Below are 13,712 nucleotides of genomic sequence, written 5' to 3' on the forward strand. Positions count from 1 at the left end.
GATCACCTTGCTCTGACACGGGTCGCGCCGACGATGAACACCACGGCACCGAACACCACACCTGCCCAGAACGTCACGGTCGACACGATTCCCGTGAGTGCCTCCACGCCGGGGAGAAGCCCGACGAGCTGCAGACCTGCGGGCAGCCCGAGCATCGCGACACTCAGCGAGACGCTGAGCGCGAGCGACAGAGCGACGACCATGAAGAGCCCGCCCACAACGCCGGTCTGCGCCGAGCGCACCCGGCGATCGTGCGTGATCAGCGGTACGCTGACCGCTCTTCGCGACATGAACGCGGACGGTGTGCCATTCAATCGGAAGCGGATCAGCATCATCGATAGCAGCGCAACCAGCACGCCGGCGACGTTCGCTCCGACAAAAGTGACCACCAGGACGGCGACGAGAGCGATCGCGATCGTCACCGAGTCATTGGTTCGCGCGCGCGATTCTTCGGCTTCCCGCAGTCGCTGCGCTTCGAGGTCGCGCAGTCCCCGCTCGAGTTGCGTCTGCTCTAGCAGGAGGCTCCCGAGGAGGGCATCCGTCGCGGCAGTCTCGTCAAAGCCCGGAATTCCGATCGCCGTCGCGCTTGTCGCCGGAATCACGCCTTTCTCCGATGCGGACTGTGCGATCTTTCGCAGTCGCGCCTCGAGTAGCTCGACCGCTGCTGCAGTTTGCCGCTTGGCATCGTCGATGTGTGCGGCGTGGGTGCGGGCGAGTTCGGCACGCTCGGTCTGCTGCGTTCGTTCCGCTGCGGCAGATGCTGCGGCAGCGGCAGCCGCATCCCTCTCCGCTTTCTGTGGGTACTCCTCGACGGCTGCATAAGCCTTGTAGAGAGGAGAAATCGAGACGTTCATGCACCCTCCCGGAATGAGGCTCTTCGGGTCGCAAGCTCCTCGTCGCTCGCATCCGCGATAGTGAAGACGACCCCTGGTGCGCCGATGGTCGGAAGGAGGACTGCCTCCGCCCCGCGCGCGAGGGTCGCCGCCCGGTCGGAGCCGATCACCTCGCGCGACTCGTCGGCGGGCATCCAAGCGGCGACCCGGGCAGCCTCCGCGTTGAACAAGGCGAGGAAGTTCTCTCGCGGCACCTGAGCGGTGGGTAGAAGCGACACGAGCACGAGATGTACGCCCGCGAGGTGGCCGGTCCGTGCAATGTCATCGATGATCGCGTTAATCTCCTCGTCGAGAACCTCGGAGAACTCGTTGATGATGAGGATGCGGCGGGGTAGCGGATCGGCGACGACCCCGCGATATTGCTCGAAGGTGCCTGCATCGTGCAGCGCGAAAAGGCTCGATCGGCGCCGGATCTCGGCCTGCCACCTGCCCAGCGCGGAGCGCACTTCGCGGAGGTCGGTACTGACCGTGAGGTCGCTGACCTGCGGCGCATCGGCAATCTCCGTCGGCAGCCCTCCGCCTTCCATCGCGTCGATCAGTTCGACGTCGAGTTGCGTTGCATCGTACCGGGCGAGAAGCGAGTGCAAGAGGATACCTGTGACCGTTGAGACACCTGCCGCGGCCCGTCCCATCACCAAGGCATGGTGGGTGCCATCCGCGCCGAATGTGAGCACGACCGTGCCTGCTTCGCCTCGGCCGAGGGTGGTGGTCGCGCCATCCGTCGTGGAGTCGGCGGCGCGCACGAGCACATCGTCGAGGTGGGTGGGGGGAAGTCCGACGACCGTGGGGGGCATCCCTGTCGAGGCTCGGCCCGGTGTATCAGCCGCCGGTTCACCAGCCGCCGAGTCGTCGACGTGCCTTCGTTCGGTTTCCGGCGCGCCTGTGGCCGAACTGGCCACGACGACCGCACCCCCGACAGCTCCGGCAAAGCTTCGGAAGGCGTCGAGATCGGCCCGGTCTAGTTGGCGGATCGAGGCGACGGCGACAAGGCCTTCTTGTGAGTTCTCGGCCGAGAACGCGATGGTGCGGTTGTCGCCGAGCACCGGAATGGTGTCGCGTGGCTGCCTCGTCGCGTCGATGACCGTCTTCTCGTTCTTGCCGAAGATCAGCATTGTCTTGTAGTCGTCACGCAGTGACGCTTCTCCGCCGGGAACGTCGCGGATATCCGTCCAGTACCCGATGACGTTGACGTTGCGCCGAGGCAGATCGCGGATCAGAGCCCGCCAGCGGCCACCGTCGTTCGCGACGCGGGCGAAGTCGGTGTTCTCCGCACCGAGCAGCACGACGAGCGTGCGGCGACGCGCAGCCGCAGCGGCCTCCACAGCATCTACGAACTCGGTGACGCTGTCTCCGTCATACCGCACGACGCGCGCGCCGAGGTCGGCGACAACGTGAAGCCATTCGTCGACGAGCGCTTCGCGGCGGAACTGTGGGATGAGGTCTTCGAGCACAAGCACGTCGAGGGGGTCCTCGGCTGCCGCGACAGAGCTCAGTACTCCAGACTGCAGGGTCGCGATGGCCGAGGGTGCGCTCCGCTTATCGCCACCCAGCAGGGCCACATGACTGCCGACGACTGGGGCAAGCGCGGTCTGCGCGACCCTCGCATTGATCGTGCTCTGCCGTCCGAACCATACCGGCGCCTCACCGTCGACGACGCGGGGGCGGCCTTCCTGAGTGACCAGCTCCGCGAGTGAGACCGACTCGCCGCCGCGGTACACGAACGGCGCAGGAACAGGGCCGCGCTTCGAGTCTCGGCGATGCAGTTCATCCTGCAGAGCAAGGGTGTGGTCGTTGTCTGCACGCGCAACGACGAACATCTGGTTCTCGCTCTTGACTCCACCTGAGGGGTTGAAGATGGCTTGCCCGCGATAGCGAAGCTGATCGCCGTCGTCGTTGCCGCTGCTCATGAACCGCGTGAACTCGCCCGGTCCGAGTTGCAGCACGATACGGCCAGCGGTGTTCTCAAAGATCGCGACGTCCTTCGACCCCGTGAACTTCACGCCGCTGAGTGTTTGCGTCGCCAGCACGACGTGCAGGCCGAAAGAGCGGCCTTTCCGCACGAGGTTCTCGAGTAACTCCGTGGCTTCGACGTTGGTAGACCCCGCCAGCATCCCTTGGAACTCATCGACGACGAGAACCCACCGTGGCACGACGATTCCCTTGGCCTTCCGAAGATCCCAGATGTTCGCGACGCCGTTGTCCGAGGTGAGAGTCGACCGGCGGTTCATCTCGACTGTGAAGTGACGCAGGGCTGCGATGCCGAACTCGGCATCGCAGTCACGGGAGACGACCGACACGTTCGGAAGCGGCGGGCGGTTGCCATCGCCGGCGAACGGGATGAAGTCGCCACCCTCCTTGAAATCGAGGAGGAAGAACTCGAGTTCGTCACGCGGGTAGCGCGCCGCCATCGAATAGATCATGACCTTCAGAAGGTTCGTCTTGCCGGAGCCGGCGCGACCTCCGACGAGCACGTTCTGGATGTTCGAAGTGGTGTCGCCGAGCATGAACGTCGTGGTCTGCGTTCCCTGGCGCCCCATCGACACCTTGAGCCCGTGCTCCGAGGTGGCCGGGGTGGCATCGATGAGATCTGCGAACGGGATGTTGGGCAGCGAGCCGGCCCCTGCGCCTTCGACGACCATACGCATCAGATGCGCCTGTTCCTGATCGTTTACTCCCGCGTGGGGAACGAATGGCACGGTCTCGTCGATGCCGCGCACGGCGAGTGTCCATCGATCACCCTGCCGGCGCGCGACCGACGCATGTGCGTAGAGGCGCTCAACGCTGACTCGGTCGGGGGGCGCCGTGGTGGGGTCTCGGTGGAGGACGACCGAGAGACCTGCCTTGGCGCCCGCCGACATGAGCTTCTCGAGGAGATCCATCGCTTTGGTGGACCAGTCCATCGGCGAATCGAGGATGACGAGCACGCGATACTGGTGCTCGTGCTGGCCAGTCGTGCGCACGAGGTCGCCCATGCTCGTGTGATTGCCGATCGATGACTCGGCACGAACCATGAAGTCGAGATGCTCTTCGAGTGCGCGCTCGAAGGCATCGCGCGTCGGCGGGAGGATCTTCAGGATGTTGGCGTTTGTCGCACCCGTCGGGAGGTACCCGGCGAGAGATTTCGTGCTTTTCGGGTTGAAGACGGTGACGACCATCTGCCCGGGAGGGGCAGCGGCGTATGTCTGGGCGACGATGGACGTCAAGAGGCCGCGCAGGGTCGTGTCCGGAGCATCCGCCGGGCCAGAGACAGTCTCGATCACGAGGTGTCCCCGGTCGATGAACGGCACGATCGCCGGCACCTCGGGGAGGTCGCGATCGAGTTGTGTCGCGCGGGGGAAATCGAGCGTCCCCAGGCTCACGAGCTCACGCACTTCCGTGGCAAGTACCAAATCGTCGCTGGTTGTACTGGCCGACGCGAGAACGGGGAGGTCGGGCTGTAACAGGGATGCCGCGTCCCGCAACGTAAGCCCGAGTCGCTTGATCGTGTTCGTCGCACGCACGCGACGTACGGAGTCGGCATGGTCGCGCTCTGCTCTGCGTTCCTTCGTGCGCGCATCGAGTGTGCCGAGTTCGGCGGCGTTGTGGCTCTCGAGCATGTTCAAGTGCTCGGAGAGTGAGCTCTGTCGCTCGCGGGTCGCCGCGCGCACGTCCGCCTTGAGCGCACCCAACTGCCGTTCGAGTAGCGCGCGCGTGTGGGCGATCTCGCGCGCCTTGCGCGCGATCAGCTCGTGCTGACGGTCGATTTTCCCCTCGGTCGAGTGGGCGTTGGCTCCTTCCGCATCTGCAGGCTCGGCCGAAACTGAAGGTTGTTCAAGACGTGGCCCCATCCCTACCGCAGGCGCCGCGTCCCGAGCGGGCGCAGCCTGCCCTGCCGGAGCCGCGGCGGTGACGCTCCCGCATTTCAGGCAGCGTCGTCCCGCGACGGCCGTTCCACACCTGCTGCATAGTGCCTGTGTCACGCGCTCCGCCTACTTCTTGACGTACGGCTTGCCGTTGACGGTCAACTGGCCACTCGAGATGAGGGCCTCGACCTGCTGCTGGTTCGGCCACCTCGCTCCTGGAGCCTCTTGCCAGAAGAATCGTCCCCGGGCTGCGGCGTGCACCGATTCGACATAGTGTCCGTCGGCGATCATCAGCCACTGCCGCCACGTCTTCTTGTCGGTCGGGCCGTCGCGCAGTACACGCCATCCCGGTCGAGAAGCTGCCTTGGCATACAACGGGAGTGCCAGAAAACCGGTGAGCACGCCGAGGAAGGGCTTGAGCGCGAGGTCGCCGATGAACACGCCGCCGCTGGCTTGCTGTGCCCAGATACGGTACGGGATGAGCTCCGCCTCGGACTCGGGCACACCCATAGCGATCCAGGCCGCGACAGCGACAGCCTCGACGTACGCCGCGGCCATCTTCTTGTCGCCGATGGGAAGCAACGGGAGGATGACCTCCGCGATCATCGCATCGGTCGCGACCGACCGAACAGCGGGGTCTCCGCCGCTGACGGTGACTTGCTTGATCAGTTGGCGAATGCCGACGTCGGTATTGCCGGCGCGGAACGCACTGGTCGCGACGATGCCGTAGGCCTCCGTCGGCAAGGCGACGCCGACTGCCGCCGCGCGCGACTCGAGCGAGTCAACCTCGGGCAGCATGCCCACGGCAAGCGCGTACCGCGCGCGAGCAAGCCAGGCTTGAGGCTGCCGTGGCGCAGCTTCGAGTGCGGCGGTTGTCGCACGGTCAGCCCACAACACAACGTCGTCGCTGAGGCCCGAGACGTCTCGCAGCAGTTCGGAGAGGGCGAGAGCGACGTAGAGCAGGACTTCCTCGTCGTCGGGCCAGGTCTCGAGTGCTTTGCGGGCCACCTGGAAGACGTTCTGCCAGTCACGTTGACGCAGGAACATCTCGAGCTGGTCGGCAAGTTCGGCCGCACTCTTCGGGTCGCCGACGACAACGAAGCTCCCGTCCGCGGTGTGCACGATCGGCTGATCGGGAAACTCGCCGTCTTCCAGTAGCTTCGAGAGCTTCTGGATCCAGGTCTTGATCGCCTCGGCTTGCGCGCGCCCGCCGACACCGTTGGCACGCTTCCCCCAGAACTGGCGCTTAGCTTTGATGTTCTTCTCGAGCGCCTTGTCGGGAGCCGGAGGAATACCGAAGAACGCGAGGATGTCCTCCTTCGCGTAGCTTTTCGGTTCTTCGACGAGCAGATATTCCTCGGTTGCCATCAGGAGATACCCTTCGCCTCGATTGCGGCGTAGGCCGCGCGTCGGTCGTCGTCGGACAGTGTGCCCTCACGCCTGATTCGCACTTCACCGATCCGTGCGTTTGTCTCACCATCGAACGCGGACACCTCGACGATCTGCTCCTCGTTGTAGGAGATGTCGATACGGATGGGATACCCCGCAGGGACAGGACGCCCGAAGCTCGCATTTCCGGTGCCCAGCAGACGGCAGAACGCGAGGTCCTCCTCGTCGCCCTCATTGATGCGCAAATAGACCTCGGTCTGACCGTCGCTGGCCGCGTAGAAGGTTTCCGATGAGCGCGCCGGGACGGGTGTGCCGGCCTGCACGACGAGGCCGTTGATCTCCTCGCCGGCCTCATTGTTGACCGTCACACCGAGACCGTGCGAAGCGATGTCGGTCGGGATGGCGAGGGCCGCGAGTTCGGAGCGGGGGTCGGCAGTTCCGCTCACTTTGGTGGCGAGGATGGACGCTCCGCGGGCGACATCTTCGTCGAGGTTGCGCGAGAACGTCGGCACTTTGCCGAACATCTTCTCGAGCAACGCAGCGAATGCGGGAACACGAGCGGACCCACCCACCATGAGCACGGTGTCGATGTCGTCGACACTGAGCCCCGAGTCATCCAGTGTCACCTCGGTGGTGTCGCCGACGTCCTGGATCGTGTCTTCGATGGCGCGCTCGAACTCCGCACGTGTCAGAGTGAACATGAACGGCCGTCCACCCGTCTGCAGGGGTCGACTCACACTGTCGACTGTCGAGAGCTCCTTCTTGATCTCCTCTGCTTTGTCTCGCGCGTCCGAGAGCATCCAGTCTTCGGCGAGTATGTCGGCCCCCACCTCGGCCTGCGCGCGCTCGGCCATGAGCTCCACTATCGCCGAGTCGAAATCAGCGCCGCCGAGTTTGTGGTTGCCTCCCGTGCTGAGAACGGTCATTTCGCCGGTGGCCTCGATGCGCATGACGGTGACGTCGAACGTGCCACCACCGAGGTCGAAGACGAGGATATTGCGGGCACGCGCGTCCGAATCGAGCCCGTGCGCAATGGCCGCCGCTGTCGGCTCGTTGATGATCCGGATGAGGGGCAGGCCCGCGAGGGCAGCGGCGTCACGGGTAGCCGCGCGCTCGAGCTCACCGAAGTAGGCGGGCACCGTCACGATCGCGCCGGAGACAGGGTGGCCGAGCTCTTCCTCGGCCATGGTCTTCATCTTCTTAAGCACAAGCGAGGACAGTTCTTCGGGCCGCCAGATCTTGCCATCGACGACGAAATCGCTGCCGTCACCGAGGAAAGTGGGTTCTCCCATACCGCGCTTGAAGAGCATGGCTACGCGTTGTGGCTCCATGACGGCCATCGATTTCGCGCGCGTGCCGACGACAACGTCGCCCGCCGGGTCGAAGTAGACGACCGACGGCACGATGCGCACGCCGTCACGTCCCGCAATCGTCGAGGTGATTCCCATCGAGTTGGTGGTGGCGACCGCGGAGTTCGTGGTGCCGAGGTCAATTCCGATGATCGACATCAGGAGTCCGTTCTGTTCGCGTGACTTCGACAATGGGCTTGAGCAACGGGACCGCGCCGATTCGCAGGCCGAGTCGGCGGATTTTCGAGACGACGATCTGGCTTCCGGTGCCCGACGATGCGGTGATCTCGGCCTCCTGTGGGTCGATCTGGTCGCCTTCATGCCCGTATTCCGTGACGCCCGCCTGGAAGATGAGGCTCTCGAGAAGCTCGAGCACGTGGGGGTCGGGAGCGTCGCTCTGGCGCAGGATGATCACAGCTTCATGAATGCCGACGATCAGCGGCCAGTCGCGCCAGGCCTGCGCAATCTTCTCGGTCCTTCGAAGCTGTCCCTGAAGCTCATCGAAGTATTGATTGCGCTTGAGAGCGCCCACGAGAGGGGGCATGAGCCGCTCGACGTCGGCTTTGATGGCCGTGACATCTGTGCTCATCTTGGCGATCAACCTGGCGAGCTCTTGGCTTGCCTGCTGTGTCGGTGGCTCTGAGCCGCTTGGGGGTGCAGGTGTGTTCATGTAGCGATGGCCGGCGCTGAGGTTGCCGGGATCGGCACCATGCCCGCGTAGCGCGGTGGCAGGACGGGCGTATCGAAGGCGCGAAGGATGCGCTTCATGACGAGAAGCGCCGATGCGCCGCGGAAGCGAAACTCGAGCGTCACGGCGTCGTCTGCTTCAGAGGCCGTGACGCTGATCTGCGACTTGAGTAGGGGCTTGAACGCGATCTCGACCAGCCAGGCGATGGCGAGGGGAACGACGAACAGCATCAGGAAGATGCCGAGTCCGATGGCCGCGAGGAAGAACCCGATGAAGAATCCGAACACTCCGAACTGGGCGAACGCCAGGAAAATGGTGGCGGCGATAGCCCCCGGGATGCGGATGAAGCTGAGGACGATGCCACCGCTCCCCTTCGGAACAAACTCGGTCGCGATGACACTGTTCGACTCGTCGCCGGTCTTCACCTCGAAGGTCCCCGAGGGGAATCCGACGAGGTGGTCCTCCGCAGCCCAGATCGATTGCGAGACGGACCGCAACGCGTATCCGACGCCGACTCCCGTAAGGGTGACGGTCCTGGTGATGGTGACGGCGTACCGGATGACGAGCATCCAGGTCACACCAATCGCGGCGACGATGACGAATGTCAGGATCATGCCGAAGTAGCCATTGGGATTGGCTATCCACACGATGCCGTAGACGATGACGATCGCGATCGAGACGAGCGTGACGGTGAGTTTTCCCATGAGTCTCCTCCCCGCCCTCAGAGGGTCTGCGAGGCGTAGTCGGTGCAGGCGTCGACTGCCTTCTTCACGGCTTGCCGTGCTGATTCGGCCTGCGAGGTCGCTTTCTTCATGGCTCCGGCGACCTCTTGCTCGACAGATGACGTCGAGCCTTCGAGAATGCGTTCGGCACGCGAAGCAGCCGACTCGAATGATGCGTGTGACTTCGCGATCGCCGTCCCGAGGCCCTCTAGGCTCTTCGCGATTCCCGCGACGAGCTTTTTCGTCTCTCCGATGGAGGTCATTCTTAGGCTCCCCGCTCCGTGTGCGCGCGCATCAGATGCGCCCCGCGTAGTTGCTCGCCGCCTGGGCGGCGTCGTCCATCGCGCGCTTTGCGTCGTCGATGGCGGCCGATGCCGCCTTCAACGCCCCGGATACGGTCGCGTCGGTGCCGCTCGAGGTTCCCTCGAGCGCCTTAAGCGCCTCGCGCAGGTCCGCTTCGTTGGCGTCCAAGAAGCCGCCGAGTTGCTCGGCGAAGGTGTTGGCCTGCGCCTCGATCTTCTTCAGGGTGTCTTTCAGATCCTGAACACTCATCTCGTCCGCTCATCTCGTCGGTGTCCACGTTGCCGCCGGGCAGCCCCGGGACGAGGTGAACATATGAGAGGTCTCTCATCTCCTGCAACTCAATCTCTGCCGCTCGGAGGTAGCAGGCGGGGGCTCTTCCGGTGAGCGCGCGGGTGTGCGGGGACGGCGCCCGGACATATCCGGACAAACCCGGACAGCTGTACGGCGCTCAGCGACCGTGCAACTCAACGCGATGGCACAATCGCGAGTGCCACGGAGCTCACGCCGAAACGGTCAGACGCCTTGGCTCCGGCGGGGGCTCAGCTGTCGGGCTCGGACCAGCTGAGCGACTCGATGTAGCGCAGCAGGACGCCCTCGCGGAGCGCCCAGGGCGACACCTCGAGCTCGTCGACGTTCATCGCCGTCATCGCGGTGTGGAGGACGACGGCGGCCGCGACGATCTGGAACGTCCGGTCGGCCGTGATGCCGGGCAGCTCTTGCCGGGCGGATGCCGGGAGCCGCGCAAGCCGCGGGATCCAGGAGCCGAGCGCGGCGCGGGGGAGCAGCATCCGTTCACTGCCGCTCCAGCCCGGTGCGGGGTACCCGGCGAGCTTCGCGAGCGAGCGGATCGCCTTGGACGAGCCGACGACATGATTCGGGCGCGGCTGGTCGGCCATGAGTTCGACGACCGGGGCGAGCGTCTCCCGCGCGTGGGCGCGGAGGAGCCCGACGGCCTCCTCGCCGGGCGGGTCCTCCGGGAGGAACTCCACCGTTGATCGCCCCGCGCCGAGCGGGACGGATGCCGCGACCTCGGGTAGTTCGTCGGACCCGGCCGCGAGCTCGAGCGAGCCGCCGCCGATGTCGAACAGCAGAATCTGTCCGGCGGACCAGCCGAACCAGCGGCGGACCGCGAGGAATGTGAACCGCGCCTCGGATTCGCCGCCGAGGACCTGGAGTTCCTGGCCGAGGGCGTCCTCGATCCGCGCAATGACCTCTGCGCCGTTCGCGGCCTCGCGGACCGCGCTGGTGGCCGTCGCGAGGAGCTCGACGACGTTCTCGGACTCGGCGGTCGCGCGCGCCTGGGTCACGGCATCCACCAACGCCGCGACGCCCGTCTCGCTGATCGACCCGTCCGGCTCGAGGTAGCGCATGAGGCGAAGCACGGTGCGCTGGGACGTCGTCGCCTGCGGACGACCGCCGGGGCGGACATCGGCGACGAGCAGGTGAACGGTGTTCGAGCCGATATCGAGGACTCCCAAGCGCATGAAGTCAGCGTATCGGCCGATAGAGTGGGCGCGATGTCCACCGAAGATGCGACGCTCGCCGTCGACTCGCTCTATCGCGAGGTCGACCGTTCCGAATGGGCGCGACTGGCCGCCGGCATCCCGAATCCGCTGAGCGAGACCGAAGTCGTGCAGCTGCGCGGCATCGGAGATCGGCTCGATCTCGCGGAGGTCCGCGAGGTCTATCTGCCGCTCAGCAGGCTGCTGTCGACCTACGCCGAGAACACGAAACGGCTCGGCGCCGAGACCGCTGATTTCCTCGGCGAGCCCGACTCGACGACGCCCTTCGTCGTCGCCGTGGCGGGATCGGTCGCGGTCGGGAAGTCGACGATTGCGCGTCTGCTGCGGGAGCTCATGAGCCGCTGGCCGGGGACGCCGCGCGTCGAGCTCGTCACGACCGACGGATTCCTCTACCCCAACGCAGAGCTCGAGCGCCGCGGGATCATGGACCGCAAGGGCTTCCCCGAGTCCTACGACCGCCGTGCACTCGTGCGCTTCCTGATGGACGTGAAATCGGGAGCACCCGAAGCGCGGGCGCCGTTCTATTCGCACGTGCGGTACGACATCATGCCCGACGCGCAGGTCACCGTGCGGCGGCCCGATGTCGTCATCGTCGAAGGGCTCAACGTCCTTTCGCCGCCGCCGAGCCCGAACGACGTTGCGGTCAGCGAACTGTTCGACTTCTCGATCTACGTCGATGCCGACGTCGACGACATCGCCTCGTGGTTCGTCAGTCGGTTCTTGACCCTGCGCCAGAGCGCGTTCAACAATCCGAACTCGTTCTTCACGAATTTCGCCAGGCTCTCTGATGACGAAGCCGTGGACGCCGCGCTGGGGTTCTGGAACGACATCAACCTGCCGAATCTGCGCGAGAACGTCGAACCGACGATGCACCGCGCGACGTTGATCCTGAAGAAGGATGCCGACCACTCCGTCGAGCGGGTGCAGCTGCGCAAGCTCTGAGGTGTGGCCTGGGGTGGTCTCTGGTGGTCTCGGTACACCGCGGCTGCGCCGCGGCACTCGACCAGCGGAGATGGGGGCGGCGACGGGCGTTTGTCGCCGGCGGGCTATGCGGACGCGCAGGCTTTGGCCCGGCGGGATAGGCGGACGCGGGGGCGTTCACCCGGTGATCGAGTGCGGCCGCGCAGCGGCCGTGTATCGAGATCACGCCGTGACGCGGTCGACGATATGCTCGGCGATCGCCAGCGATGATGTCGCTCCGGGCGAGGGCGCGTTGCGCACGTGGGTGGCGGCGGCATCCGTCTCGATGACGAAATCGTCGAGGAGCCGGCCCGTGGCATCCATCGCTTGCGCCCGGATGCCGCGCTCGATCCGCGTCGCGGTCGCACCTTCCAGCGACGGCACATAGCGCTGGGCTTCGCGCAGGAAGAACCGCTGCGACAGGACCGTCCGCGCTTCACGTACGGCGCTCGGCATATTTCGACCGGAGAAGCGCCAGAAGCCCGGATCCGCGAGAGTCGCCGCGAGATCACGGGGGGACAGTCCGAGCCCGCGATAGCGCTCTCGCGAAAGCGAAAGAAAGGCATTCGGGCCGACGGTCATTTCGCCGTCGAACCGCTTGGTCAGGTGCACGCCCAGAAACGGATACCGCGGATCGGGGACCGGATAAACGAGCCCGTTCAGGATGTCGCGGTACGCGGGTTCGAGGAGGAAGTACTGCCCGAAGAACGGCACGATACTCGGATGCCGCGGCCCGCCTGACCGTCGCGATATCCGGTCGGACTGCGCCCCCGCGCACACGATGACATGGTCGGCGGCCAGTGTGCCGGTGGAGGTATGTACCACGCTGCGCGCCGCGCTGCGCTCGACGCGGACGACGTCTCGGCCGAACTCGACACGCCCCCCGGCGGCGGTGATGTCGTCCGCGAGTGCCCGCGTGATCGCCGTGTAGTCGACCACAGCGGTGCCGGGGGAAACGAGCGCAGCGCGGCCGATCGCGGCGGGCTCCCGCGCGCGGATGCCGTCGGGCCCGACCATGTGCACGCCGGGAACGCCGTTGGCGACCGCGCGCTCATGGATTGCCGTGAGTCGTCCCTCTTCTGTCTCATCGAGGCCGACGACGAGCTTGCCGCACTCGAGGTAGGGCAGGTTCTTCTCGGCGCAGAAGTCCTTCAGCAGGCCGACGCCGCGGCGGCACAACTGTGCCTTGAGGCTGCCCGGCTCGTAGTAGAGCCCGGCGTGGACGACGCCGGAGTTGTGCCCCGTCTGATGCGTGGCGACGCGGGATTCCTTCTCGAGCACGGTCACGGTACTGCCGGGAAACCGGTGGACGAGTTCGCGGCCGACGGCGGCGCCGATGATCCCGGCGCCCACGACGATGTACGACGTGCTCATTCGAGAGCGCGCAGCCGCTCGCCGTCCTGCACATAGCGCTCGCCGGTGTCGGGGCAGACCCAGACCTCGCCGTCGGGCGTGAGTGGGCGGCCTGTGCGCCCCACCCAGCCGATGCGGCGGGCCGGTACTCCCACGACGAGCGCGTGGGCCGGCACGTCCTTGGTCACGACGGCGCCGGCGGCGACCAGCGCCCACTCGCCGATGTGCACGGGCGCGATGCACACCGCCCGCGCCCCGATCGATGCACCGCGATCGACCGTGACCGCGACGGCCTGCCAGTCATCCGTGCCTTTCGGCGACCCGTCGGGGTTCGCCGCGCGCGGGAACTCGTCATTGGTGAACACCGCGGCCGGGCCGATGAAGACCCCGTCGCCGACGACGGCCGGTTCGTAGACGAGCGCGTAGTTCTGCACTTTGCAGGCATCGCCGAGCACGACACCGGGGCCGATGTACGCCCCACGGCCGATGTTGCAATCGGCGCCGAGCCGGGCATTTTCTCTCACTTGAGCTAAATGCCATACCCGCGTTCTCGCGCCGAGCTCAGCGCTCTCATCGACATCGGCGGTGGCCTGCACAGCGGGCGCGTCGGTCATGGGTTCCCCTCCCCGTGACGGCGCGTTACGGCATCCGTCGAGATCGAGTATGGCGCCCGGGGGTGATCTGTGCATA

At 65.9% G+C, this 13,712-nt stretch carries 12 protein-coding genes; 1 reads left to right on the forward strand and 11 read right to left on the reverse strand.

Annotated elements, in window-relative coordinates; all coding sequences use genetic code 11:
- Positions 1-2: 2 nt before the first annotated feature.
- The 9 genes from N4R40_RS09565 to N4R40_RS09605 all read right to left on the reverse strand — a co-directional run bounded on the left by N4R40_RS09565 (position 3) and on the right by N4R40_RS09605 (position 10,670).
- Positions 3-854, reverse strand: coding sequence for a hypothetical protein (locus tag N4R40_RS09565; protein WP_261607147.1), 852 nt, complete (start codon positions 852-854; stop codon positions 3-5).
- Positions 851-4,720: an FtsK/SpoIIIE domain-containing protein gene (locus N4R40_RS09570; protein WP_261607148.1), complete on the reverse strand. Its 3,870-nt coding sequence runs from the start codon at positions 4,718-4,720 to the stop codon at positions 851-853. Before N4R40_RS09570 ends, N4R40_RS09565 begins: the two co-directional genes overlap by 4 nt.
- Before the next feature lie 141 nt (positions 4,721-4,861).
- Positions 4,862-6,103: a tetratricopeptide repeat protein gene (locus N4R40_RS09575; RefSeq protein ID WP_261607149.1), complete on the reverse strand. Its 1,242-nt coding sequence runs from the start codon at positions 6,101-6,103 to the stop codon at positions 4,862-4,864.
- The gene (locus tag N4R40_RS09580; RefSeq protein ID WP_261607150.1) at positions 6,103-7,632 is read right to left on the reverse strand and encodes an Hsp70 family protein; all 1,530 of its coding nucleotides are present in this window, start codon (positions 7,630-7,632) and stop codon (positions 6,103-6,105) included. The genes N4R40_RS09575 and N4R40_RS09580 overlap by 1 nt, the downstream gene beginning before the upstream one ends.
- The gene (locus N4R40_RS09585; RefSeq protein ID WP_261607151.1) at positions 7,613-8,062 is read right to left on the reverse strand and encodes a hypothetical protein; all 450 of its coding nucleotides are present in this window, start codon (positions 8,060-8,062) and stop codon (positions 7,613-7,615) included. The genes N4R40_RS09580 and N4R40_RS09585 overlap by 20 nt, the downstream gene beginning before the upstream one ends.
- 77 nt (positions 8,063-8,139) lie before the next feature.
- Positions 8,140-8,865 carry a hypothetical protein gene (locus N4R40_RS09590; RefSeq protein ID WP_261607152.1) on the reverse strand — a complete coding sequence of 242 codons (726 nt, stop codon included), beginning with the start codon at positions 8,863-8,865 and terminating at the stop codon, positions 8,140-8,142.
- Between the two features lie 17 nt (positions 8,866-8,882).
- Positions 8,883-9,146 (reverse strand): hypothetical protein, encoded by a 264-nt coding sequence (locus N4R40_RS09595; protein WP_261607153.1) that lies wholly within the window; start codon positions 9,144-9,146, stop codon positions 8,883-8,885.
- A gap of 31 nt (positions 9,147-9,177) precedes the next feature.
- Positions 9,178-9,435 (reverse strand): hypothetical protein, encoded by a 258-nt coding sequence (locus N4R40_RS09600; RefSeq protein ID WP_261607154.1) that lies wholly within the window; start codon positions 9,433-9,435, stop codon positions 9,178-9,180.
- A gap of 290 nt (positions 9,436-9,725) precedes the next feature.
- The gene (locus N4R40_RS09605; RefSeq protein WP_261607155.1) at positions 9,726-10,670 is read right to left on the reverse strand and encodes a Ppx/GppA phosphatase family protein; all 945 of its coding nucleotides are present in this window, start codon (positions 10,668-10,670) and stop codon (positions 9,726-9,728) included.
- Between the two features lie 33 nt (positions 10,671-10,703).
- On the opposite strand from N4R40_RS09605, the gene coaA reads away from it, so the two are divergent.
- The gene (gene coaA, locus N4R40_RS09610) at positions 10,704-11,651 is read left to right on the forward strand and encodes a type I pantothenate kinase (RefSeq protein WP_261607156.1); all 948 of its coding nucleotides are present in this window, start codon (positions 10,704-10,706) and stop codon (positions 11,649-11,651) included.
- Between the two features lie 201 nt (positions 11,652-11,852).
- Here coaA and lhgO read toward each other — a convergent pair whose 3' ends face one another.
- Positions 11,853-13,043 carry an L-2-hydroxyglutarate oxidase gene (gene lhgO, locus N4R40_RS09615; RefSeq protein WP_261607157.1) on the reverse strand — a complete coding sequence of 397 codons (1,191 nt, stop codon included), beginning with the start codon at positions 13,041-13,043 and terminating at the stop codon, positions 11,853-11,855.
- The gene (locus N4R40_RS09620) at positions 13,040-13,636 is read right to left on the reverse strand and encodes an acyltransferase (protein WP_261607158.1); all 597 of its coding nucleotides are present in this window, start codon (positions 13,634-13,636) and stop codon (positions 13,040-13,042) included. Before N4R40_RS09620 ends, lhgO begins: the two co-directional genes overlap by 4 nt.
- Between the last annotated feature and the right edge of the window lie 76 nt (positions 13,637-13,712).

It is taken from the genome of Microbacterium memoriense (assembly GCF_025398275.1).
GTDB lineage: Bacteria > Actinomycetota > Actinomycetes > Actinomycetales > Microbacteriaceae > Microbacterium > Microbacterium memoriense.